Here is a 25,220-nt window from a genome sequence, read left to right on the forward strand (position 1 = left end):
ATTAAAGGAGGGAATTCAAGTGGAATTAGGAAACAAATTAAAGAAATTACGTAAAGATCATAATTATTCTCAAAATCAATTAGCTGAAAAATTAAACGTTACGGCTCAAGCTATTTCCAAATGGGAAAATGATAAATGTGCTCCAGATATTATTAATCTTGTTCAATTAAGTGATTTATATAATGTTAGTTTAGATTATTTAATTAAGGCAGATAAAGAATTACAAAACCAACTTTCTTTAAAAAACATTCGTTTAAAAACACTCAAATATTTTATATTGTGTACTTCTTTATTTACTCTTTTTGTTTTATTCATCATAATAAAATCTCAATTTTTTATGTTTGGACACGGGCGAGGAACATGGATTCTTTTTATATGTATCTTAATCTTTGCATTCTCTACATTTTTTAGTTTATATCGTTATATAATTAAAAAAAGTTACTTTATATCTCTTTGGATATCTTTATTCATGTTAAGTTGTATAGTAATTTTAAATATGTTTTATCAATATATCATGGATATAATAATCTCTTAATAAGAAAACATAACATATCAATAGCAAGGGAATGCTTGTATGCTAATTTGTACTGCATTCCCTTATTGTATGTATGCTATATATCTATTCTTCTTTTTCCGACATTATGACTTCCAAAATTGCCACCACTTTTTAACTTGATCAGCTACTACTAACTTTTTTGTTTCTTGTATCTCTCTTATATGTTGTAGAAGCATTTGATCTCGTTCTTCTAAACGTTTGTTTAAGTACTCGTTTTGTTGCTGAATTGTCTTCGTTAGTCCTTCGATTATGTCGCGTAATTCCTCTTTTGTTACATAGTCTTTATCGTGATCATTATCGCTTATTATCGGTAATTTTTTTTTATTATCGTTATCACTGTGTGATAAGTCATTGCTTGAATCCATTGCTAATACTACTTTTGCAGCGCTATCCATCGACATTTTGTTTTTCTGTACTAGATCAACATATTGGCGTAAAGCAACTACGTCTTTATCGAAGAAAGCTCTATGTCCACGATCATTTTTTAGGAATATGTAACCATGTGCTTCTAGTGTCTGAAAATACTTACGTAAAGTGCTTTCTTTTACTTCCAAAAGTAATGCAATGTCCTTCGGTACATATATACGCTTATTATCGCTCGTGTTACCGCTCATTACCGATCACCTCCACGACAATATATTCTATCATGAGTGCCTCGTTCCTTGCTGTTCTAGGCACTCACTGCTTTTTTCTTATTCCCCCTTGTTTTTGGGTGAGAGTGCTGGCTGGGGGTATGGGGGCTAGCACCCATGGTTTACGTATCTATTTTTAAAATAGGTGAAGTTTTCGAACGATAGAACAGGTGGTTCGGCAGGTATAATTGCTAATCCAAGTCGAATGCACTAATTCCTCGTTTTTGGTCTGTTCGGCTTGGCGAAAGATAATTCCCTGCCGAAAAAAGTTCCGCAAGGGCACGAACCAAAAAAGTTATATTTTATAACTTTTTTGGTTCGTGAAGGTGGAGATTTTCAGGAGCAGAGCGGAGGAAAATACTACCTGTTCCTTGCGGAACTTTTAACCCTATATATATAGAGTGAGAAGAGAAGGACTTTGAAAAGTGCTAAAAACGTTGTTATATCAATGGTTTAAGCGTTTTAGTACCGTATCAAATTTGATACGGTACCGTATCAAATTTGATACGGTACTAAAATAAAAAAAAGAGCCATTAATGGCTCTTACTTAAAATAACTTTTGAGGTAATTTTTTTAATATTGGATTATCTTTCATTTGTTTTTTAAACATCAAGATTAAGTGTTCTCCTATTTCATTTTTATCCCCAACATAAATAATATTTGGATTAATAAATAATACATAGTCTTTAGCTTGATTAACATTTGTAGTATCTCCTGAAACAGCTTTAGCCAAGATACCTTTTTTAATTAAAGAATTTACTATCCTACTAATTTTTGTTCTAGACGTATTTAAACAATCAGCTAACCCTTGAATTGTCAAAGCATTTGCAGGTTTTCTCATTATGTCATCTACAATAGCATTTGAATGCATACTAATATTTGGTTGAACATCAGTTAAAAAGATTTTCTCTTCACTTGTAAAATACTTCTCATTTCTTAAAAACTCCCAGTTTCTTTGTAAAAATTGTGCAAACCTCACTTTTGATTGAGAACTTTTTTTAGTTCCTATATATAATTCTTTACCAGTAGCTTTAGCAACTGTTTCCATTGCTGTTTCTAACTCTGTTTTAGAAACATTATTATATTTTTTCTCAAAATTTTTATATTCTATTTCTAAATCTCTTTTTCTGGCATTTTTTTCCGCATCTTCAAAATTAATAATATTTTTGCTCACATTTCCACTCCTTAATTATAGAAGGAGTTCATTCAATATGATAGAATACATATTTAGATGGATATGTAATAAATCTATTAAAGAACAATTCCGTTCTATGTATTGATAAAAAGCTCCCCTAAAGTTTCCGAGGCTTCCAGGGAGTTTTTTATTTTGCTAAAAATTCTATCTATCATTATAACATGAAGGTATTACCTAAAATAACGAAAAAATATTCCATACATTCACAGTATATACCAATTTCAAAACCAAAAAATTAAACTTTTTATTATTAAAACTGATGAAGATTAGCTTTGTCTTTTATAAATGTAAAAGCAGAAATAAATGAACCAAGTACAATTACACCCATTATAATCGCCATTACAATCCATCCCCACTCGAATGTTTGCGCCACTTTTTCATACAGTTTTGATAAACCTAGTACGTTCCAAATTCCCCATTTTAACCCTGTTACCATTATTACTGCAATCAGAGCATATAACAAGACTTGTACCACAGAGACACACACTTCTTCGATTTTCTTTGTCTTAATTCGCATGTTCTGTACTTCATACGTTTTTTGCTCTATTCGGTACATTTTGTGATAAAAATCAGTAACAAGTGTATCTGTCTTTTTCTCAAAATTCTTCCCGACACTCTCATTCATTTGCTTGAAATAATGGTTCAACGTTTCATTGAAACTATCTCTCAAAACTTGGTTCACTTCTTGTAATTGTTTGACTTTGTTGTTCAAGATCTCGTTGTTGTTTTTGCTCATTTTGTTCACGGACCGTATTTGATCGCTCACGAGCTTGTTGTTCTTCTCGATACTTTCTGCTAATTGATCGATACGCTGTGCTATCAGTTCGTTCTGATGTTCGATCTCCGACATGCGTACCCTGTAATTGATTTGTTCGCTTGTATTCATCACCAATGGATGGTGTTCTTGTTTGACTTTTTCTAATTTGTCGCTCAAAGCCACGTTCAATGCCTCCTATTTCATAGTCATATCCTAACTTACTTCCTCGTACCCATTTTAAAGCCTCAGGGTGCTTGTAGGAGATTGTTTCTCCTCTTACTTTAGTTTCGATACCAAAATCATTCAAAACCTCTGAGAAAGCCTTTAAATCGATTGTACGAGTTTTCACTATATCAACGGCTTGTCGTATTTCATCTTTCCAAGATGTTTTTCCTTTTTCTAACAATGATTTTTCAGCTGCGCTATAACGGACACAAGCTGTTTTCTCTAGCACGACTGAAAATCCTCGTTCCTGACAAATTCTATCATTCTCATTTTTTATACAATCACGCTGTTTATTATTGCTATGATACTTCTTACCATTTTCAATATTGACGGAGTTTATAACGATGTGATTATGTATGTGTTCTGTATCTGCATGCGTATAAATAGCAACTTGATAGTCTTTTGCAATAGATTGAGCTAGCTCTAAACCAATTTGATTTGCTTCCTCTGGTGTTACTTCTCCAGGTTTGAAAGATTGAATGATTGTGTGCGCCTGAATACCATTATCCTTGCCATACAGCATTCTCAATTCCTTAAAGTTCGATTTGGCATACTCAATATCACAATTATGACCACTTTTTTCGACTGCTCTTTTTTTCGCATAATTGATTGTTTTGCTTGCTGATTTTGTGTTTCCTAATTTAGTCGTTGCCATAACTCACTCACTTCTTTTCGTAATTGCTCGATATTATAATTTAAACGCTCCCAGTCTATATTGCCCTCCTTATGCGTATGACAATATTTTGCAATTTGATTCATATTGTTTCCCATCTGACTTAAATTCCTAGCAATAGTTTGTCTCGTCTCTTTATCAAATTTCGGAGAAACCAAGCGACTTCCTTGTGCCTTCTTTTTTACGAAGTTTGGCACACTTAACTGCAAAGTTTCAGCTGACTGTTGCAACTTTGCAAATTCGTCCTCGCTCACACGAAAACTAATTTGTCTAGGCTCTTTCCGATTCGGCCCTCTCTGTAAATTGCTAGCCATATCGTTATCTTGTTCACTCATCAAATCCCATCCCTTCATTCCGTTTGCAACGGAAGCGTCATTCCAAATTGGTCGTAGTATCTCCAATTTTATCATTGACGCAAGGGATTTGGCAAGCGTCGCATTTGCTAGCCACTTCGTGCCGCAAATACAGCTTGTCGGGGGTTTCCCCCAATCCCCCTTTTCGTTTTTGCTTTCGCAAAAAATGGCTTACTTTCGCTAGCCATAAAATATAAAAACCTTGGACGTTGTCCAAACCTACTGGGGAAATTTTCCCCAGACCCCATATAAAAAAACACCCCCAACCCCCTCACTTTTTGAGGGGGCTCCCTCGCCGGTTGGCAGGTTCAAACGGGTGCCGTTTGAAACCATCAAGAGGGTTTAAGTATTGTGCAATTTGTCAACTCCTTAATGCTCACTTCGTTCCGCTTACCGTTGACAAATACCCTATTTCTACACTCTATTTCAAGTATGCACATACAAATAATACAAACCATATCATTCCTATTATTTCTACTACATACATGATTTGATTTTCATTCATGATGGTTATGATTTTTACTACTTCGTGTATCCGATTTATCATCTGTATTTCCTTTTATTTTGTATGCAAATTTAATTTTTTTAAGAAGAATTTCCATATTGGTTCTGTTCCTGTTACAATTGAAACCTTTCCGATCATTCCTGTTTGTAGCTCTGCTACTTGTTTATTTTCAATCGTTGCTTCTAATTCATATACATACATCTTCGTACTTTTATCGAATATAGGCTGTTTTGCTATATATGTGATTGTTCCTTTTTGTTTGTCGGTACTCTTTAATTGAAATCTATATTGTACTTGATTCCCTTTTTTGATTCCATTCATCTCATCTGGCGATAGAAACAGTTTCACCTTTTTCTTGTTTTCCTTCGATACAATAGATAACATTTCTTGTCCTACATCTATTAACTCCCCTTGTTCTACCTGTTTTTCAAATTGAATAATGCCACCTTTCGGTGCTTTTATTTCTAATCTTTCTTTTTGTTTTTGTATGGCGATTAATTCGTTCTTTTGCATCATTGTTTCTTGTTCTACTGTTTGTATTCGTTGATTCACTGCTACAATTGCACTTTCTTTATATTGCTCTAATGCATGCTGCTTTTGTTGTTCTTTCCCTTTTTTCATGTTTTCTATTTTCTTTTGATCACTTTCTAATGTCTCTGTTCGTTGTTTGATTTGTTTCTCTACAATCGTTTTTTGAGACTCTAATGTCGCTCTTTTTTCTTGTTCTATTTGCTTTTGTTCTTCTCCTATATTTGATTGTTCTACTTGTTTTTGACTTGTGTCTATTTCTCTTTGTACATTTTCTTTTTGTGCTAATAATCCTTGTAAACGATCATCTTGTTCGTTTGATACCTTACTATCTGAAACTATTTGTATTTCATTCTCTTTTTCTACTTGTAGTGCTTGATACCCTTGGTCATAGGCTTTATATTCTTCTTTGATTTTCACATCTATCTGTTTACTAAAAGAAGGTTTATGTATCTGTATACTTTTCTTGAATTCTTCTAACATGTTTTTCTGTTCGTTTTTTTGTTGTATCACTTGTTCCAATTGTTGTTGTTTACTATCTAATTCTATATTTTTTAATTGGAGCAATGTATCTCCTTGTTTTACTTCTTCTCCATTTTTCACACAAATCGTTTCTACCGTTCCTCCTATAGGAAGACGGATTATATTTGCACTGTCACTTTCTTGTATGATGGCTGTTCCTTTGTTCACAATATCCATCGTTCCTACCCATGCCCATATGATACAACCTATTATCATACATCCTAAAAAACTTAATAATATCGCAATAAAACGAGGTGGTTTCTTTTCTAATAATTCTACGCTATCTGTTATTTGATCAAAAGAATATATTTTACTCATACTGACCACCTTGCATCGCATACTTTTCCTGTTCTATATATTCTATATGAACTGTTTGATTCTTCCATAAACGATAATATTCATTCTTAAGAACTAACAATTCTTCATGAGAACCTTGTTCTATGATTTTTCCTTTTTCCATTACAAAAATTTGATGTGCATGTTGAATCGTACTTAATCGATGCGCAATCATAATAATCGTTACTCCTTGTTTTCCTAATTCTTTCAACATATCTGTAATTTCTTTTTCTGTTGTAGAATCTAAATTACTCGTTGCTTCATCCATTATTAAAATATCCGGTTGTTTTAACAATGCACGAGCGATTGCTAATCGTTGTCTTTGTCCTCCGGACAAATTCGATGCATTTTCCTCTAACATTGTTTCATATCTCAGTGGTAATTCACTTATCATATCGTGAATAGCTGCTTGCTTACATACTTGTATCATTTCTTCTAATGTTACCGTACGTGTTAATCCGAAACATAAATTTTCATAGATAGATGCACTAAAGAAAAAAGATTCTTGTGATACATAGGCAATTCGTTCTCTTAATGCTGTTCGATTCATTTCTTGGATATGATAATCATCATAATACATATCGCCTTGTTGCGATTCATAGTATCCCATTAATAACTTTGAAATCGTTGTTTTTCCAGAACCACTTTCTCCTACAAAAGCAACTTGGCTTCCTGATTGAATTTTAAAACTTATATCTTCTAATACATTTTTTCTTGTTCCATAACGAAATGTTACGTTGGAACATTGTATTTGGCCAGAAAGTTTCTGGGGAGATACTTTCTTTTCTTCCTTCTCATTTTTTTCTACTTCTAAGTCAAAAATTTCATTCAATCGTTCCCCAGCTACTAAAGCAGACTGCATCGTTGGTTGGATTCCAATTATATTTTCAATTGGATTTAAAAAATATGCTAATAATGCATTATATGTAATCAATTCTCCTATTGTCATATTCCCTTTTAACACTTGGATTGCACCGACCCAAAGAATAACCGTTCCCCCAATAAGTTCCAATCCCATCTTCATAGAACCTTGCAAATTCGATAACATTCCTCGTTTAAATACATGATGTAACAAGTTTACAAAACGATTCTCTGTTTGAAAAAATACTTCTTTTTCTGCATTATACGATTTGATTGTTCCAATTCCATTTAAAGATTCTACTAAATAAGCATTTAATTTCGCATTACTTTCCATCTCTTTTCGATTAATAGATTGATACGGTTTATGAAATACAATAATAATCCCCATATAAAAAGGTATTAAGACTAATGTTACACCAAATAAAATAGGACTATGTATGTATAATAAAATCGCTCCTACCATAACCATCACTGTATCGATCATTAAGGTTACTGTAATCGTTGATAACGCCTCACGAATTTTACTGGCATCCATAAATCGAGAAATAATTTCTCCCACTTTTCTTGTTTCAAAAAAGTTCATTGGTAAACCAACCACATGACGATAATATCCCAGCATTAATTGAATATCGATTCGTCTACTCATATATAAAATCAGATGTGTCCGAAAATAGGAAAGAAGAACTTTAAAGATATATAAAACAATAATCCCAATGGATACCATATGAAGTGTTTGTAATAATTGGTTTGTCACAATATCATCGATTAAAAATTTAAAATAAAATGCTCCTAATAACCCAAACAAATTAAAGAAGATAGACGCAATAAACAAAGGTATTATGATATTTGTTTGTTGTTTTACTAATCCTACAAAACGAGAAAATGTCCCTTGCGACTCATTTCCTTTTTGGAATTTTGATGTTGGCGTCAGTAAAACAAGGATTCCCGTCCACATTTTACAAAACTCTTCTAACGCATACACCATATGTCCTTTCCCTGGATCAACGATATATATTTTATTCTTTTTTACTTTATGAATGACAACATAATGTAATAGTCCATCTTCTATTACTACATGCGCAATCGCGGGTAAAGAGATTTCATGTAAAGCATTTTTATTCGTTGCTTTTACTCCTTTTACATCAAATCCTAACTTTTCACCTGATTCTATTAAACCTTGTACGTTTGTCCCTTGTAAATCTGTACCCGCTACCTCTCTAATCTTTGAAATGGATGTTTTCCATCCATAGTAACGAGAAATCATGGTAAGACACGCCGGACCACAATCTTTTAAATCTTGTTGCCTGATACACTTTATTTTTTTCAAACTAGTTCCTACTTTCTATTCAACAAAAAATTTTCCTAAAAAAACAAATTTTCTCAAAAAAGGTTGGACATCTTACCTATTATCAGTATAATAAAAATGAATCAATAATTCAAAATATTAAGGAGATAAAATTATGAAAACTGAAAAATTAAACTTTGAAACATTAACTCAAAAAGAACTTCTAGAAATCTCAGCAGGTGGAAGCTGCCTTAATAAAATTGGAGCAGGCGTTGTTAAAGGTATTTTCGCAGGTGGTGCTGCTGGTGCTGCTGCAACAATGGGATTAGGTACAGCAGGCGGCGCATTTGTTGGAGCTCATATCGGAGCTGCTGCTGGCGCAATTACTTGTCTTGGAGAATAAAAAATAAAAGGACTGATATAAATGAAAGAAATTAATAATACACTTACACAACTATCAGAAGAAGAATTAGAAAACATTAATGGCGGAGGCTGCACTTGGAAAAAAGCTGCTGCTGAAGCTGCTGGTGGAATTATCATTGGTTCTATGGGAGGCCCATGGGGTGCTCTAGGTGGCGGAGTAACAGGCGCTGCATTATGCTATTTAAATGATTAAGTAATATAAGTAAATCCCCCTAATTATTTTTAATTAGGGGGATTTACTTATATTACTTAAAATAAAATTTAATATAATTCGACCAATAAAAATAATGTTCGATAACAATCATTTGACATTTATGTAGAATGATATGTAATATATAAATAACACAAGGGCATATATACATTCCATTGGAGGAATCTTATATTGAATATGAAAATGAAATTAACGCGTATTGAAAAAGGTTTAACACAAAAACAACTTGCTGACTTAGTCAATATAAGTAGACAAACCATTGGATTAATTGAAAAAGAAGAATATAATCCATCTTTAAAACTCTGTATATCTATCTGTATAGCCTTAGATAAAACATTAAACGATTTATTTTGGGAAGGAGAAATTAAATGAAAAAAATTATAGAAAAAATCATCTTAGGTCAAAAATCAAATGATGAGTATCAAGAAAAAGCATATACAAAATATATAGCAGAAGCAGGTATTTTAGTTATGTTAATAAATTTTTTATACTTAACTATAAAAACTATATATTTGAAAGAGATTTCCACTGATATTATTGTTTGCTTAACACTATTTATAATTTTTTGTGGATATATAACTATTAGAATTTCTAACAGTAACATTGACTTCATTAATATTACTTCAATGACAAACTTAGAGAAAAACAAAAAGAAACTTTTAAAAAATACAATTTTACAAAGTATAATCTTTTTTATTGTTTTTAGTGGATCAGGTTATCTCATAAATAGTCCGTTTTCATGGACTTCAAATATAATTACTAGTATATTTTTCGGTATAGCAATCTACTTGATAAATAAAACAAATGCCAAAAAATCTTTAAAAATGAATAATGAATTAAATGATTAATCTATTTATTCATATGAATAAAAAGGAGGAATATTTATCATCAATAGTAAATCTCCATTAAGAAAAAAATTCCTATTCCTCTTTATATTTATCTTCCCAACAGTTTTATTTAAATTCTTTGAGGATAGGGATTTAATAAATGCTTTAAAAAATTTAATTGTATTTTCATTAATAAGCTTTATTATAATTTTTATTGTTGATACAATATCAAATTTAGTAAACAAATATGATAAACAAAAAAAATGAGTGAATTAAAAGCAGTATTTACATCTTAATGAAAAATATAGACTAAGTGAATTACCCGCCACTTAACGTCCTAACGGACTGTTTGAAGTGGAGAAGTAATTCACTCTATCTGTATATTCTATACATCCCTAGTAGACATAACGTCCTATTATCGGTAGCGAATCCAACGGCTTCCCCTTACTCCTGTAAGGGGTTTCCTTCTTTCGACCTTTTTTTCTTTATACACGTTTTTATACATTCCTTATACCCTGCGGTTTTTGGCTTCCCTATGCCTCGTCACATTCTTCTCTTTTTTGCATACAATCCTGCATAAACATATCCATTTTTTATTCCTTATCTTTTTTAATCTATTTGACATATTTCATAGCAAGAATTATCATCACTTTTTGGGTTTGACAAAGGACAATAACTTTAAGATCAAAATAAACAAACTGATTTATAATCAATAAAGAAATTTATTTAAAACAACATATTCTTTTTTTTAAAGGAAAAGATCTATATTTTAATAAGGAGATCAATAATTTATGAATTTACTAATGGATGTACTGACATACAGTATGATTTTTACAAGTATTATAATAGTCATTCGATATAGAAATTATATAGATTGGTTTTATATATATTTTCTTACAAGCATGGTTGGAGGAGGAAGTGCCTCGATTGAAAGTCATTTTCTCTTAGGTATGATAATTTGTGATGTATTTGGTGCTATTGCAATCTTCTTTACAATTCAGCAAGCAAGAGAACGTATCAGTCGTAAAACTGTTTTAAAAAACAATAATTGAATTATATTATTATTGTTTTTTAGGATATGTTTTTCCAAATAAAATAAAAAAGACGAATCTATTTTATTTTAAGATTCGTCTTTTTATTGAGTATTTACGAAGATTCACAAACCATTAAACCGTCCCACTTACCATTGATATTTATCGTTTATGCTTAGCAAAATACCAAAATATCACCATAAAAAACAATCAACTATTAGTTAATACTAAAGTTGATAAAAAACAACCAATACTATCATGTGTATTTCTAAAATTTCATTTATAGTTTCATTAAGGCTTAGTGACAGGGTAGCTGCTCTAGTCCGCAGGACTTTTTCCATTAATAGTAAAACAGGGTGTTCTTGAAGGTTATGCTCTCTCTCAATTATACTATTTATTAAATAAACGTAATGAGATGAGGGGAAATATTGAAAAAAAGTTGGACTGAAGAAGAATTATTAGAGAACTATATGCTGTTACCAAATGAACGTCATTTAGTATTGAGTAAAAAAACAAACGCCAATCGGCTGGGATTTGCTGTCTTACTAAAATATTTTCAAAAGGAAGCTCGTTTTCCAAGCGAAAAACAAGATATCTCAAAAGATATTGTTCAACATTTAGCACATCAAATAGATGCGTTACCTGAAGATTTTTTTGAACATTATAGATGGGGCGGAAAAGAAAGAAGTTATACAGATCATCGAAAAATCATTCGTGATCTCTTTGGTTTCAGAGAGATCACTTCAAAAGATAATCTCCAATTGATACAATGGCTAAAAGAACAAGTACAACTTACACATGATATGGAAGATTTATCTGGTCAAGCTTATCATTTATTTCGCAAATGGAAAGTAGAACCACCTTCTAAAGGTAGTTTAAAACGAATGATTCATTCCGCTATTGATATGTATGAGAAAGATCTATATTATACAATTTCCGAACAATTATCCGCTGAAACTTGTTGTCGATTAGATGCATTATTAAATGTGCAATCAAATGAGGATTTAGAAATTGTGGACATCATGTATGAAAAAACAAATTCAAATCAGTTATCTTTTCGATATCTTTTATCGTCTGCATGTAAACCGAGTGTAAATACTATGGAAACAGAATTAAAAAAACTGTTAGCCATCCAACAATTAGAAATTCCTCCTAGAATATTTCAGCATAGCAGATTTATTAGATGAAATTACACTTAAAATCAAAAATAGAGCTAAAAATACAACTCGGAAAGAAGCCATTGCAGAATTGGAACGGGTAAAAGGAAAAAATAAACATATTATAAGCTTATTAAAAGCAACTGTAGAACATCCCGAAGGGATTATTCAAGATACCTTATTTCCAATTGTTAGCGCTAACACAATTCAAGATATAATAAAAGAGATGACAAAAAATGATCGTGAATATAAAGAAAAGATTTATACTAAGATGCATGCTTCTTATGGCGGACATTATCGACGGACATTTATTGATATTTTGATGAATCTTACCTTTCGGTCTAATAACCAATTACATCAACCTGTAATTGAATCTATCCAACTTATCCGAAAATATAAAGAAAGTGGCCAACGTTATTTTGCAATTGAAGATACTGTTCCAATTGAGGGTGTCATTCAACCTAAATGGAAAAATATCATTATCGAAGCGGATAGTCAGGGAGTTGAAAGAGTCAATCGAATTAACTATGAAATTGCAGTAATTCAATCTCTTCGTACGCAACTTCGGTGTAAAGAAATCTGGATTGAAGGAGCAAATCGATACCGTAACCCAGATGAAGATCTTCCACAAGATTTTGAAGAAAATAAGGAAGAATATTTTGAAGCATTAAAGATACCACTTGATGTGAAGCCTTTTATTGAAAATATAAAGCTGTTAATGAAAGGGAAACTACAAATGCTTCATCAAGGATTAGAGAGTCAAAGTAATAAAAAAATAGTGATTACTACTAAAAGTAATAAAGGATGGATTCAAGTTACTCCCCTTGATAAACAACTGGAACCTCCACTTGTACCAACTATTAAACAAGAAGTTAAAAATAGATGGAAGGATATTAATTTATTAGATTTATTAAAAGAAACCGACTTTCATACAGGATTCACCAAACATTTTAAAACTACAGCTAACCGAGAAATATTAGATTCAGAAACGATTCAACGTCGTTTACTTCTTTGTTTATTTGGATTAGGAACAAACACTGGGTTAAAAGCAGTAGCTGCTGGAAACCCCATTGATAATTATCGAGAGCTTCGATATATGCGTCAGAAATTTATACATAAAGATCATTTAAGAAAAGCGAATGCAGAAGTAATCAATCAAATTATGAATCATCGAGAGAAAAATGTATGGGGAGAAGCTACCACTGCTTGTGCCTCGGATTCTAAACATTATGGCGCTTGGGATCAAAACCTACTAACAGAGTGGCATCCTCGTTATAGAAAACATGGAATTATGATTTATTGGCACACAGATCGAAATTCTGCATGTGTGTATTCTCAAATTAAATCTTGTTTATCTTCTGAAGTAGCTGTAATGATGGAAGGTGTATTGCGCCACTGCACAGATATGGAAATTGATCGAAACTATGTAGATACGCATGGGCAAAGTGTGATTGCATTTGCCTTTTGTCACTTGTTAGGCTTCAAACTTATGCCACGTTTCAAGAATATTGGTTCTCAAAAATTGTATCGTCCTGAAGCTGGGATGAACGAAGAATACCCTCAGTTACATCCTGTTTTAAGTAGACCGATTAACTGGGATCTTATTCAACAACAATATGAAGAAATTGTTAAGTTTGCAACTGCTCTAAGATTGGGACCAGCTTCTGCCGAATCTATTTTAAAACGATTCACAAGGGATACAAAGCATCCAACATATTTAGCATTATGTGAACTTGGAAAAGCAATGAAAACCATTTTTTTATGTGAATATTTACACTCCGAAGATATTCGTAGAGAAATTCAAGAGGGATTAAATACTGTAGAGCAATGGAATTCAGTAACTACTTATATTTTCTATGGAAAAAATAGTGAATTACGCTCCAATTCACTAGAGGATCAAGAAGTATCGGCCTTATCACTACAGCTACTTCAAAATTGTTTGGTCTATATGAATACCTTAATGGTACAAGAAATTCTATACGATAACCAACAATATTGGTTGAAAAAAATGACAATAGAAGATTTCCGAGGTTTAACCCCGTTATTTTATCATCATGTGAATCCATATGGAATTTTTAAATTAAATATGAATCAAAGAATACCAATTAAATTACAAGTAGCTTAAAAGTTATCATTCTTGTACAAACAGAGTCATAACTTTAAGTTTTGACTCTGTTTTTGGAATGCTGTAATATCAGTATGTAGACAGGTGTCATAACTTAAGGTCTAAAGTTACAGGGAAAAAGGAGCGATTTTTATGAAATATGGCTATGCACGCGTAAGTACATTACACCAGGGCCTGAGGTCCCAAATTCAAACATTGCAAAATGAAGGCTGTGAAGAAATTTATTCTGAAAAGTTTACTGGAACAAAAACAGCTCGTCCAAAGTTTCAGGAATTATTATCTATATTAAAAACAGGGGATACGCTTGTTGTGACAAAACTAGATCGTTTTGCACGTTCAACAGTTGATGCGATACATATAATTAGAACCCTATTTGAAAAAGGTGTAAAGGTTCATATACTCAATATGGGATTAGTTGAAGATACACCAACAGGTAGGCTTGTATTTAATGTAATGAGCGCATTTGCTGAATTCGAAAGAGATATGATTGTAGAACGTACGCAAGAAGGAAAAGCAATTGCAAAGCTAAATCCTAATTTTAAAGAAGGGCGACCAAAGAAATATAATAAGAAACAAATAGAACATGCTTTATTTCTTTTACATAATCATTCTTACAAAGAAGTGGAAGAAAAAATGGGGATTTCAAAAAGTACATTAATCAGAGCAAAGAGGCAATTTAAAAAAGAGTGCGCCAAAGAAATTACAGTTACATCATAGCATTCATCCACCTTTTTACTTTTAATGGAAAAAGTCCTGCGGACTAGATCAGCTACCCTGTCACTAAGCCTACTAGAGACACAAACTTTAAATGTTTCTAATTTACAAAAATCTCTTAATCTTCCACAATCTACTGTCTCTCAACACCTGACAAAATTAAAACAACATAAAATTGTTACCCATAATAGAAAAGGCTTAGAGGTATTTTATCGAGTAGAAGATATACAAGTACAACAAACAATGGGAATATTGATATTCTAAATATTCTGTACATGTAAAATAGTTTAACCTGTTTATGGTTGCTCATTCAGAAAAACCCCTGTTCTCTAAATTGAGAACAGGGGTTTTTCTATGAAATTATACATTTACCACGTATCACCATGACTAGATTGAATCATTATATAATTTGTTTTAGATACATCACCATGTGTTGCTTGTTCTGATTGAGAAGGAACTAATCCAAAAGACAAAATAGCTGAAAGAGATAATCCTATTATCATTCCTGTAATTTTTTTCATTATTTTAATGCTCCTTTTTCAAAAGTTTTTTCTTTTGCTTGGTGACTTTGATAAAAATATTGACTCGCTTTCGCATGATCATTTTCCTGATAAAATGCAATTGCTAATTTTTCCGTATATTCTTGCGTATAATTAAATAATTGTTCCTTATCAAAATATGAGATTACTTCAAGAATCGTTTTTTCCAAAACATTAGCGGGTACACCTGTATTCAGTAAATCTAAAATTGAAAAATGATACTGATATTCTTGATTTTCTACTTGTTTACAAATCATTAGTCCTCTTTGAATTAATTCTTCCGTAATGTTTGATTCTCCTAGTTTAAAGTGTTCTCTCGCTTTCAAAAAAATAGCTTTAAAGTGATTCGGAATTTTCTCTATAACCTCACCTAAATGACGAATGGCTAATGTAGATAAATTTTGACTCGCATATAGAAATCCTAAATTATTACGTACTCTTACAATCAACATATCTTCCTTTTTTTTGTGTAAGATATTTATTGCTGCGTTAAAACTTTCTTCGGCTTGTGAGAACTGTTTTATGTCGACACACGCCAATCCAAAAATATTCTCACAACCTGCTGTATTATTTTCATAACCAGGATGTTTAGAGAATATTTCTTTTGCTTTGCTTATATATTGAATTGCTAATAACGGTTGATATGTATGCAGATAAAAATTAGCAAAACGATAATAAAATTCAGCTTGTTCCAGTTCATCTGGCACATATTTTAATAAACCTTCCGCTTTTTCATAATACTCTCTAGCTTCATTATTATTTGTAATAAGTGTTGCATGAATCGCTTTAAAGAAATGATAGTAATACGATAAGAAATCATCTGTTTCAGCGTTAAGTGAATCAATTTTTTCAAAACTTGCCGGAGTAATACTCAAGTTATCAATTAATACCTTAAATCGGAAATCAAGAAGTGCGTAATATAGTAATAAATTTTGATCTTCTTCAATGTTTCCAATCATCCCATCAATTTCTGCTTTTAATTGTTGTGCTTTTATTATGTGTTGAGAACGAATTTCCAAATACCATGTATTTAAAAGCTGAGTAATTTTTTCATTTCCTTTTACTTGAATACTCATAATATCCCCCTTTATTTTCTGATATTTCAAATTATATATAGTTATATTCATATTATCAGAAAATAAATGTAATAAGATAGAATTTAAATTTTATAAAAAATTATCAGAAAACTTACTCCCTCAAAAGGGTATCAATACTTTGTTTTTACAAGGTTCTTTTTAGTACCCATTTTTCCGTTGAAATTTTTTGTCATATAAACACGAAGCTGACAGGTTTCCTTTTACTTCGTGTTTTCCGATTCGAGTCGTTTAAAAATAGGGTGAGCCTCGGTTCTCTTCCCTATTTTTTCACTCCCCTCATATGCTGACTTTCTATTCCGTGTATGGATTCTCCCTTCGGATTGAATCCATAACCCTCCATGCCAAGTCAGGGGGATTCCTGCTCGAACATCGCTCTGCTTGTTCTGTGCGGAAATCCCCCAAAACCGACCCCGCAGTTTCACGGGCGAAGCCACGTTCAACTAGGGGGAGGCGGAGTTAAAAGTGTCCGACGTTTCACGTCTACCACACACTCCGCAATGGTGAGGTTGCCCTCCCCCTTGACCCCCACCGTCGCACGCTCCTATAATTAAGATAAATCTTAATTTCGGAGGTGCTTTTTCTTATGACAGCTCGTGAAAAAATTTCCGTGCGATTAGACTCGGAAATTGTCGGCTTAGGACGCCGACTTGCCAAAGTAGACTTTGGCTCAGAACAAAAATTCGGCATGCTTATTGAGCATGCCATTAAGTCCTATAACGCTAGACAGATTAAATCTACTGATGTAGAAGGGATTCTGTCTGAAACAGAATCCGCTCTGATCAACCGGCTGGAATCTCGTTTTGATGAGATGTCAAAGCGTACCATCGAACGTATGGCAGGACTTCTTTTTACAAATACATTTGATACGGTTAAACAATCCTTACTAGTGGAACAACTTCACAAGGTAGGTATAAAAAATGCTGTCCAACTACAAAACGAAGCTTATAAACAAACAACGGAAATTGTCTCAAAACGATATAAAGAATTTGGAGACAGTCTTCTTTTCCAACAAAAATCTCAAATTTATGACCTTACCAAACAACTAGAAGAAATGACAACAAAATATACAAAAGCACATAAACAATGGGCACTTTGGGAAAAAACCACAACCGAAACACGTGCGGAATTAGAAACAAGTCAAATCAAAAATAAACAGCTCGAACAACGTATCCAACAATTAGAATCTACCGTTGCTAGACAACAGCTTGAAATCAACCATGTCCGCAAATGGTCTCGTAAGCTCGTAAAACGAATAGAAAACTCCGGTTTGATGGATAGGCCTAAAAAACTATTAGAAACGCATATAGAAGAATCTGGAGCGTTATAGGAGGTATTCTATGACACATGTGAAATCAATTGGATTTGAAAAGCATTTTGGGAAGAATAAACCCATTTCAGCTATTAAAGACCATATCAAATATATCGAAGCTGAAAAAGAACATCATCGGAATACCCCGCACTTATTTACCGAACATGAAAATCAAATCCAACGACAAACCTTCTTACAAAAAATACGAGAACAACCCAAACAAGGTGTTGTGGCGCATAAACTTGTATTTACCTTGTCTGAAGATGAACATCAAAAGTATGGTTCAGATCTTAAAATCTGGACGAGACAAATTCTCAATCGATTTGAAATCAAGACAAATCAAAAATTAGATTGGACCGCAGCCATCCATGATGATGAAGGGCATCCTCATGTTCATGTCATCATACGGGGCTATAACGAAGGTGGAAAACAGGTTGGTTTGTATCCCAAACATTTAAAAGAATTGCAGTCTTACGCACAAGAAGAAATCTCAAGAACTCGTGAAAGAGAACCAAAACTGACTGTACAACAAGAACTAAAACGTCATTTAAACGTTCTAGCACAAGAATTAGACCGCCCTAGCCTCTCGATTGAACCCAACATCCCAAAACAAATTCAACGCCAATCAGAGCGGTCCTATGATGGCCCTAGCTTATAACCCCCTCATTGAAATAATCAATTTGGGGGTTTCTCTTTCTTTTTTGGCAGAGGCTGGCTGGGGGTTTGGGGGCTAGCCCCCAGGGTTTGCGTATCTGAAACCTAGAGTAAAAGAAAATAAAGAACGATAGCACAGGCGGTTCGGCACGTATACTCGTAAATCCAAGCTGATAGAGTCATAGTTTCTTTTTCGTCTGTCGGCTTGGCAAAGTTCCTACACGTGCCGAAATCCAAACGTAAAGGGCGAGCGAATGCGAAGAAGGTGGAGATTTTCTGAAGCAAAGCAAAAGAAAATACTACCTGTCCCTTTATGTTGTGGATAGCCTCTTAATATATAGATAAGAGTGAAATTAATACATTAACTTAAAAAAACGTTTATATATCAAGGTTTACAGCAGTTTTGCTTGTTGTAATTTTAGAATACGTTTGTAGTAATTTATTACACAATTTGTTGTAATCTTATTACTACAAATTGTGTAATACCCGTTTAAAATTTAAAAAGATTAAATTGACGAAGTAATACATTTGTAGTAATATAACTACAACAAATTAGTTTTAGAATAGTAAGAGGGGATATGGATATATATGGAGGTTAAAAGAAGTAATGTTACAAAAATAAATGATTATAAAAAACCAAAATCCACAAGAAAAAAAGTAAAATTTTTAGGTACAAAAGAATTTATAGATCCTGAAACTGGTGAAGTACATAAAATGCAAGTTACAGATATAGAAGAACGAGATGCTAATTTTCATAAGATATGGTTAGGTCATATGTTAGAAAGCCTTGACATGATAGGTAATCAAAAAATTAGAGTTGCTATGTTTATCCTTAATAATATTAATACAGATAACGAATTTATTATGACATATCGTATAATATCTGAGAAAACAGGCATATCGACAAAAACAATTACAGAAACTATGAAAGCATTACAAGAAAGTAATTTTATAAAAAAAATAAGAAATGGGTATTACAGACTCAACCCAGATATAATGTTTAAAGGTGGTAAAGAAAATCGTCTAGAAGTTCTTATTAGATATAGAAAAGGTGAGTGATTTTTTGCAAACCGAAAACAAAATGCTTACAAAAATAAATAAGTTTGAAAAACGATTAAACGAAGCAAAACGAATACAAAAACACTTAGAAAAACAAAATGCACCTTTAATACGTATTCACGAAATAAAACGTATTGTAAATTTTTTAGAACACGAATACAATGTTCATTTATTTGCTTCTAAAATGGTGAAATTAACTTATCAAAATAAAAAAAGGAACTAATTCTACATTTAATATTTATTTCAAAAGGTATAAAAAAATCGACCTCATTTTTGAAGTCGATTTTTTTATACCGTATTTTTACAACTTCTTTTATCTAAAAAAACAAAAAGTTTTAATTCATCTTTTTATAATCTCTAGAAACAAAATATAAAATTAAGACAAACAAAAATAAACTTATGTTTATACAATTCTTAAAAAAATTATTTTCTATAAAATAATTCACTAAAGTTAGTACTAATAAACAAAATGCACCAATGAAAGGCAATGTCTTCTTTATTTTTTCTTTCATGAACCCTCTTCCTTTCCGAAAAATTCTTTTTTTGTAAGCGTATTCAATTTATGTTATTATTAACCTATTACATAAAATTATAAAGGAGAAAGTTATTATGTTCAAAAGAAAAACATTAGCTATTACTGCTTCACTTTTACTATTTAGTTCAATTTCAGTTCCAATTTCTAAAGCCGCAGAGTCTTCCACACCAATAGAATCTTCAACTAATACTCTATCTAACTCAGAATATAATTTTAAAGAAATTGAAACAGCTCTATATGCTATTGAAAACATACCAAATGATGTTTTAAATCAAGGAAATGAAGAAATAATTCAATGGTTTAAAATAGAAACAGGATTACAAGTTTATATAGAAAATGACATACTAAAATTTAAAGACACTTCACAAATGCAAATGTATGGATTTAATACTACTGGCTGTATAAGTGCAATTGGAATTGCTTTAGTTACTAATGGTATTCCGCTTACAAAAATAACAAAAGTAAAATCAGCTTTAAATGCTCTTGGTGGTACAGCAAATGCAGTAAAAAAAATAAAAAAATATTACGATAAATATCGTTTTAATGGTTTTTCTAGAAATGATTCTCTAAAGAAAGCTTTAAATAATGCTTCTAGTGGACTAGCTAAAGATTTACAAAGTTCATTACTAGATTTTTTTAATTTAACAAACGTTATTGCAAACTGTAGTTAATAAAACCCGCTATTTAATACTCAAAAAAAGCCGTTTCCTTTTGGAAGCGAGCCTCTACCCTTGCAACCCAAAGGACATGGGGACGGAAGAAAAACGCTTCCGCCCCCACGACCTTCGGATTGTACGACAAGGGTTCTCTCTTCTTCCAAAAGACTACGTTTTTTTCTCCGTCTTAATCGCTCTGTACATTTCCTCCAGTCAATTTAAGGTCAATATCTTTGGATAAAAAAATTTTTTTTAATTTTCTAATGCTAATAATTCCTGATATTTTTTTTTATAACATTCAAACTGGCCATTTTCTTTTAGTTCCTGTAATAATATTGCTAAGCCTGACGTAGAGATTTCCGCATCAAATCCTGCTGCAATCGCTGATAATTCAATTTTTTCCGCGTAATAACAAATATACGCCAGATCATACTCTGGTAATTTCCTTTTTATTTTTTTCATATCGTTTCCCTTGCTATATTTTTATTATTTTATAAATATTCAAACGTAAATCTTTGCATTATAATATTATTTATTCTTATTATTTTTATAAAAATCTATAGGAGGAACTATTCTATGACACATGAATTTTACAGAGAATCCGGTAATTATGAACGTGTTTCAGAAATATTTAAGGTACTTGCACATCCTGTACGTTTACAGATTATACGACAATTACTAGGCTTAGTGACAGGGTAGCTGCTCTAGTCCGCAGGACTTTTTCCATTAATAGTAAAACAGGGTGTTCTTGAAGGTTATGCTCTCTCTCAATTATACTATTTATTAAATAAACGTAATGAGATGAGGGGAAATATTGAAAAAAAGTTGGACTGAAGAAGAATTATTAGAGAACTATATGCTGTTACCAAATGAACGTCATTTAGTATTGAGTAAAAAAACAAACGCCAATCGGCTGGGATTTGCTGTCTTACTAAAATATTTTCAAAAGGAAGCTCGTTTTCCAAGCGAAAAACAAGATATCTCAAAAGATATTGTTCAACATTTAGCACATCAAATAGATGCGTTACCTGAAGATTTTTTTGAACATTATAGATGGGGCGGAAAAGAAAGAAGTTATACAGATCATCGAAAAATCATTCGTGATCTCTTTGGTTTCAGAGAGATCACTTCAAAAGATAATCTCCAATTGATACAATGGCTAAAAGAACAAGTACAACTTACACATGATATGGAAGATTTATCTGGTCAAGCTTATCATTTATTTCGCAAATGGAAAGTAGAACCACCTTCTAAAGGTAGTTTAAAACGAATGATTCATTCCGCTATTGATATGTATGAGAAAGATCTATATTATACAATTTCCGAACAATTATCCGCTGAAACTTGTTGTCGATTAGATGCATTATTAAATGTGCAATCAAATGAGGATTTAGAAATTGTGGACATCATGTATGAAAAAACAAATTCAAATCAGTTATCTTTTCGATATCTTTTATCGTCTGCATGTAAACCGAGTGTAAATACTATGGAAACAGAATTAAAAAAACTGTTAGCCATCCAACAATTAGAAATTCCTCCTAGAATATTTCAGCATAGCAGATTTATTAGATGAAATTACACTTAAAATCAAAAATAGAGCTAAAAATACAACTCGGAAAGAAGCCATTGCAGAATTGGAACGGGTAAAAGGAAAAAATAAACATATTATAAGCTTATTAAAAGCAACTGTAGAACATCCCGAAGGGATTATTCAAGATACCTTATTTCCAATTGTTAGCGCTAACACAATTCAAGATATAATAAAAGAGATGACAAAAAATGATCGTGAATATAAAGAAAAGATTTATACTAAGATGCATGCTTCTTATGGCGGACATTATCGACGGACATTTATTGATATTTTGATGAATCTTACCTTTCGGTCTAATAACCAATTACATCAACCTGTAATTGAATCTATCCAACTTATCCGAAAATATAAAGAAAGTGGCCAACGTTATTTTGCAATTGAAGATACTGTTCCAATTGAGGGTGTCATTCAACCTAAATGGAAAAATATCATTATCGAAGCGGATAGTCAGGGAGTTGAAAGAGTCAATCGAATTAACTATGAAATTGCAGTAATTCAATCTCTTCGTACGCAACTTCGGTGTAAAGAAATCTGGATTGAAGGAGCAAATCGATACCGTAACCCAGATGAAGATCTTCCACAAGATTTTGAAGAAAATAAGGAAGAATATTTTGAAGCATTAAAGATACCACTTGATGTGAAGCCTTTTATTGAAAATATAAAGCTGTTAATGAAAGGGAAACTACAAATGCTTCATCAAGGATTAGAGAGTCAAAGTAATAAAAAAATAGTGATTACTACTAAAAGTAATAAAGGATGGATTCAAGTTACTCCCCTTGATAAACAACTGGAACCTCCACTTGTACCAACTATTAAACAAGAAGTTAAAAATAGATGGAAGGATATTAATTTATTAGATTTATTAAAAGAAACCGACTTTCATACAGGATTCACCAAACATTTTAAAACTACAGCTAACCGAGAAATATTAGATTCAGAAACGATTCAACGTCGTTTACTTCTTTGTTTATTTGGATTAGGAACAAACACTGGGTTAAAAGCAGTAGCTGCTGGAAACCCCATTGATAATTATCGAGAGCTTCGATATATGCGTCAGAAATTTATACATAAAGATCATTTAAGAAAAGCGAATGCAGAAGTAATCAATCAAATTATGAATCATCGAGAGAAAAATGTATGGGGAGAAGCTACCACTGCTTGTGCCTCGGATTCTAAACATTATGGCGCTTGGGATCAAAACCTACTAACAGAGTGGCATCCTCGTTATAGAAAACATGGAATTATGATTTATTGGCACACAGATCGAAATTCTGCATGTGTGTATTCTCAAATTAAATCTTGTTTATCTTCTGAAGTAGCTGTAATGATGGAAGGTGTATTGCGCCACTGCACAGATATGGAAATTGATCGAAACTATGTAGATACGCATGGGCAAAGTGTGATTGCATTTGCCTTTTGTCACTTGTTAGGCTTCAAACTTATGCCACGTTTCAAGAATATTGGTTCTCAAAAATTGTATCGTCCTGAAGCTGGGATGAACGAAGAATACCCTCAGTTACATCCTGTTTTAAGTAGACCGATTAACTGGGATCTTATTCAACAACAATATGAAGAAATTGTTAAGTTTGCAACTGCTCTAAGATTGGGACCAGCTTCTGCCGAATCTATTTTAAAACGATTCACAAGGGATACAAAGCATCCAACATATTTAGCATTATGTGAACTTGGAAAAGCAATGAAAACCATTTTTTTATGTGAATATTTACACTCCGAAGATATTCGTAGAGAAATTCAAGAGGGATTAAATACTGTAGAGCAATGGAATTCAGTAACTACTTATATTTTCTATGGAAAAAATAGTGAATTACGCTCCAATTCACTAGAGGATCAAGAAGTATCGGCCTTATCACTACAGCTACTTCAAAATTGTTTGGTCTATATGAATACCTTAATGGTACAAGAAATTCTATACGATAACCAACAATATTGGTTGAAAAAAATGACAATAGAAGATTTCCGAGGTTTAACCCCGTTATTTTATCATCATGTGAATCCATATGGAATTTTTAAATTAAATATGAATCAAAGAATACCAATTAAATTACAAGTAGCTTAAAAGTTATCATTCTTGTACAAACAGAGTCATAACTTTAAGTTTTGACTCTGTTTTTGGAATGCTGTAATATCAGTATGTAGACAGGTGTCATAACTTAAGGTCTAAAGTTACAGGGAAAAAGGAGCGATTTTTATGAAATATGGCTATGCACGCGTAAGTACATTACACCAGGGCCTGAGGTCCCAAATTCAAACATTGCAAAATGAAGGCTGTGAAGAAATTTATTCTGAAAAGTTTACTGGAACAAAAACAGCTCGTCCAAAGTTTCAGGAATTATTATCTATATTAAAAACAGGGGATACGCTTGTTGTGACAAAACTAGATCGTTTTGCACGTTCAACAGTTGATGCGATACATATAATTAGAACCCTATTTGAAAAAGGTGTAAAGGTTCATATACTCAATATGGGATTAGTTGAAGATACACCAACAGGTAGGCTTGTATTTAATGTAATGAGCGCATTTGCTGAATTCGAAAGAGATATGATTGTAGAACGTACGCAAGAAGGAAAAGCAATTGCAAAGCTAAATCCTAATTTTAAAGAAGGGCGACCAAAGAAATATAATAAGAAACAAATAGAACATGCTTTATTTCTTTTACATAATCATTCTTACAAAGAAGTGGAAGAAAAAATGGGGATTTCAAAAAGTACATTAATCAGAGCAAAGAGGCAATTTAAAAAAGAGTGCGCCAAAGAAATTACAGTTACATCATAGCATTCATCCACCTTTTTACTTTTAATGGAAAAAGTCCTGCGGACTAGATCAGCTACCCTGTCACTAAGCC

At 32.2% G+C, this 25,220-nt stretch carries 25 protein-coding genes and 2 pseudogenes; 17 read left to right on the forward strand and 10 right to left on the reverse strand.

Annotation, left to right across the window (positions count from 1 at the left end; all coding sequences use genetic code 11):
• The first annotated feature begins 19 nt into the window (after positions 1 to 19).
• Complete coding sequence (locus tag MHH55_RS35665) at positions 20 to 535, forward strand: helix-turn-helix domain-containing protein (protein ID WP_340882849.1); 516 nt, start codon at positions 20 to 22, stop codon at positions 533 to 535.
• Between the two features lie 104 nt (positions 536 to 639).
• Here MHH55_RS35665 and MHH55_RS35670 read toward each other — a convergent pair whose 3' ends face one another.
• From MHH55_RS35670 to MHH55_RS35700, 7 genes are all read right to left on the reverse strand, one after another.
• Entirely contained in the window at positions 640 to 1,170 is a 531-nt protein-coding gene (locus MHH55_RS35670; RefSeq protein WP_340882819.1) for a DUF3967 domain-containing protein, read from the reverse strand.
• Between the two features lie 565 nt (positions 1,171 to 1,735).
• The gene (locus tag MHH55_RS35675; protein ID WP_340882820.1) at positions 1,736 to 2,362 is read right to left on the reverse strand and encodes a MarR family transcriptional regulator; all 627 of its coding nucleotides are present in this window, start codon (positions 2,360 to 2,362) and stop codon (positions 1,736 to 1,738) included.
• 271 nt (positions 2,363 to 2,633) lie between these two features.
• Complete coding sequence (locus MHH55_RS35680) at positions 2,634 to 3,053, reverse strand: hypothetical protein (protein ID WP_340882821.1); 420 nt, start codon at positions 3,051 to 3,053, stop codon at positions 2,634 to 2,636.
• Complete coding sequence (locus MHH55_RS35685; protein ID WP_340882822.1) at positions 3,043 to 4,020, reverse strand: relaxase/mobilization nuclease domain-containing protein; 978 nt, start codon at positions 4,018 to 4,020, stop codon at positions 3,043 to 3,045. Before MHH55_RS35685 ends, MHH55_RS35680 begins: the two co-directional genes overlap by 11 nt.
• Positions 4,002 to 4,373 carry a MobC family plasmid mobilization relaxosome protein gene (locus MHH55_RS35690; RefSeq protein ID WP_340882823.1) on the reverse strand — a complete coding sequence of 124 codons (372 nt, stop codon included), beginning with the start codon at positions 4,371 to 4,373 and terminating at the stop codon, positions 4,002 to 4,004. Before MHH55_RS35690 ends, MHH55_RS35685 begins: the two co-directional genes overlap by 19 nt.
• Before the next feature lie 577 nt (positions 4,374 to 4,950).
• Positions 4,951 to 6,264, reverse strand: a complete 1,314-nt coding sequence (locus tag MHH55_RS35695; RefSeq protein WP_340882825.1) for an HlyD family secretion protein — start codon at positions 6,262 to 6,264, stop codon at positions 4,951 to 4,953.
• Positions 6,257 to 8,470 carry a peptidase domain-containing ABC transporter gene (locus MHH55_RS35700; RefSeq protein WP_340882827.1) on the reverse strand — a complete coding sequence of 738 codons (2,214 nt, stop codon included), beginning with the start codon at positions 8,468 to 8,470 and terminating at the stop codon, positions 6,257 to 6,259. The genes MHH55_RS35695 and MHH55_RS35700 overlap by 8 nt, the downstream gene beginning before the upstream one ends.
• 133 nt (positions 8,471 to 8,603) lie before the next feature.
• Between MHH55_RS35700 and MHH55_RS35705 the strand changes: the two genes are divergently transcribed.
• The 8 genes and pseudogenes from MHH55_RS35705 to MHH55_RS35740 all read left to right on the forward strand — a co-directional run bounded on the left by MHH55_RS35705 (position 8,604) and on the right by MHH55_RS35740 (position 15,180).
• Positions 8,604 to 8,831 (forward strand): Blp family class II bacteriocin, encoded by a 228-nt coding sequence (locus tag MHH55_RS35705; protein WP_340829603.1) that lies wholly within the window; start codon positions 8,604 to 8,606, stop codon positions 8,829 to 8,831.
• Between the two features lie 21 nt (positions 8,832 to 8,852).
• Entirely contained in the window at positions 8,853 to 9,044 is a 192-nt protein-coding gene (locus tag MHH55_RS35710) for a Blp family class II bacteriocin (RefSeq protein WP_002204987.1), read from the forward strand.
• Positions 9,045 to 9,239: 195 nt separating this feature from the next.
• Positions 9,240 to 9,434: a helix-turn-helix transcriptional regulator gene (locus MHH55_RS35715; RefSeq protein ID WP_445661822.1), complete on the forward strand. Its 195-nt coding sequence runs from the start codon at positions 9,240 to 9,242 to the stop codon at positions 9,432 to 9,434.
• Entirely contained in the window at positions 9,431 to 9,910 is a 480-nt protein-coding gene (locus MHH55_RS35720; protein ID WP_340882830.1) for a hypothetical protein, read from the forward strand. Before MHH55_RS35715 ends, MHH55_RS35720 begins: the two co-directional genes overlap by 4 nt.
• A gap of 770 nt (positions 9,911 to 10,680) precedes the next feature.
• Entirely contained in the window at positions 10,681 to 10,941 is a 261-nt protein-coding gene (locus MHH55_RS35725; protein WP_340882831.1) for a hypothetical protein, read from the forward strand.
• 407 nt (positions 10,942 to 11,348) lie between these two features.
• Positions 11,349 to 14,202, forward strand: a pseudogene (locus MHH55_RS35730) (Tn3 family transposase).
• A gap of 132 nt (positions 14,203 to 14,334) precedes the next feature.
• The gene (locus tag MHH55_RS35735; RefSeq protein WP_340882832.1) at positions 14,335 to 14,919 is read left to right on the forward strand and encodes a recombinase family protein; all 585 of its coding nucleotides are present in this window, start codon (positions 14,335 to 14,337) and stop codon (positions 14,917 to 14,919) included.
• A 24-nt stretch (positions 14,920 to 14,943) separates the two neighbouring features.
• Positions 14,944 to 15,180, forward strand: coding sequence for a metalloregulator ArsR/SmtB family transcription factor (locus MHH55_RS35740; RefSeq protein WP_340882834.1), 237 nt, complete (start codon positions 14,944 to 14,946; stop codon positions 15,178 to 15,180).
• A gap of 104 nt (positions 15,181 to 15,284) precedes the next feature.
• Here the strand turns inward: MHH55_RS35740 and MHH55_RS35745 are convergent, their stop codons facing one another.
• Together MHH55_RS35745 and MHH55_RS35750 are read right to left on the reverse strand one after the other, a co-directional pair.
• On the reverse strand, positions 15,285 to 15,437 hold the full coding sequence (locus MHH55_RS35745; RefSeq protein WP_340882836.1) for a Phr family secreted Rap phosphatase inhibitor: 153 nt from the start codon (positions 15,435 to 15,437) through the stop codon (positions 15,285 to 15,287).
• Positions 15,437 to 16,531: a response regulator aspartate phosphatase gene (locus MHH55_RS35750; RefSeq protein WP_340882838.1), complete on the reverse strand. Its 1,095-nt coding sequence runs from the start codon at positions 16,529 to 16,531 to the stop codon at positions 15,437 to 15,439. The genes MHH55_RS35745 and MHH55_RS35750 overlap by 1 nt, the downstream gene beginning before the upstream one ends.
• Positions 16,532 to 17,135: 604 nt before the next feature.
• Here MHH55_RS35750 and MHH55_RS35755 point away from each other — a divergent pair.
• From MHH55_RS35755 to MHH55_RS35775, 5 genes are all read left to right on the forward strand, one after another.
• Positions 17,136 to 17,879, forward strand: coding sequence for a hypothetical protein (locus tag MHH55_RS35755; RefSeq protein ID WP_340882839.1), 744 nt, complete (start codon positions 17,136 to 17,138; stop codon positions 17,877 to 17,879).
• Positions 17,880 to 17,889: 10 nt separating this feature from the next.
• The gene (locus MHH55_RS35760) at positions 17,890 to 18,519 is read left to right on the forward strand and encodes a relaxase/mobilization nuclease domain-containing protein (protein WP_340882841.1); all 630 of its coding nucleotides are present in this window, start codon (positions 17,890 to 17,892) and stop codon (positions 18,517 to 18,519) included.
• A 584-nt stretch (positions 18,520 to 19,103) separates the two neighbouring features.
• The gene (locus MHH55_RS35765) at positions 19,104 to 19,574 is read left to right on the forward strand and encodes a replication/maintenance protein RepL (RefSeq protein WP_340882842.1); all 471 of its coding nucleotides are present in this window, start codon (positions 19,104 to 19,106) and stop codon (positions 19,572 to 19,574) included.
• 4 nt (positions 19,575 to 19,578) lie between these two features.
• Positions 19,579 to 19,797, forward strand: a complete 219-nt coding sequence (locus tag MHH55_RS35770) for a hypothetical protein (protein WP_340882843.1) — start codon at positions 19,579 to 19,581, stop codon at positions 19,795 to 19,797.
• Between the two features lie 386 nt (positions 19,798 to 20,183).
• Complete coding sequence (locus MHH55_RS35775) at positions 20,184 to 20,780, forward strand: hypothetical protein (RefSeq protein ID WP_340882845.1); 597 nt, start codon at positions 20,184 to 20,186, stop codon at positions 20,778 to 20,780.
• 237 nt (positions 20,781 to 21,017) lie between these two features.
• Here MHH55_RS35775 and MHH55_RS35780 read toward each other — a convergent pair whose 3' ends face one another.
• Positions 21,018 to 21,227 (reverse strand): hypothetical protein, encoded by a 210-nt coding sequence (locus MHH55_RS35780; protein ID WP_149290494.1) that lies wholly within the window; start codon positions 21,225 to 21,227, stop codon positions 21,018 to 21,020.
• A 114-nt stretch (positions 21,228 to 21,341) separates the two neighbouring features.
• Between MHH55_RS35780 and MHH55_RS35785 the strand changes: the two genes are divergently transcribed.
• From MHH55_RS35785 to MHH55_RS35795, 3 genes and pseudogenes are all read left to right on the forward strand, one after another.
• On the forward strand, positions 21,342 to 21,464 hold the full coding sequence (locus MHH55_RS35785) for a hypothetical protein (protein WP_340882848.1): 123 nt from the start codon (positions 21,342 to 21,344) through the stop codon (positions 21,462 to 21,464).
• Positions 21,465 to 21,579: 115 nt separating this feature from the next.
• Positions 21,580 to 24,433, forward strand: a pseudogene (locus MHH55_RS35790) (Tn3 family transposase).
• A gap of 132 nt (positions 24,434 to 24,565) precedes the next feature.
• On the forward strand, positions 24,566 to 25,150 hold the full coding sequence (locus MHH55_RS35795) for a recombinase family protein (protein WP_340882832.1): 585 nt from the start codon (positions 24,566 to 24,568) through the stop codon (positions 25,148 to 25,150).
• Positions 25,151 to 25,220 lie beyond the last annotated feature (70 nt).

Source organism: Bacillus sp. FSL K6-2944 (genome assembly GCF_038005385.1).
In the GTDB taxonomy this organism is placed as follows: domain Bacteria; phylum Bacillota; class Bacilli; order Bacillales; family Bacillaceae_G; genus Bacillus_A; species Bacillus_A cereus.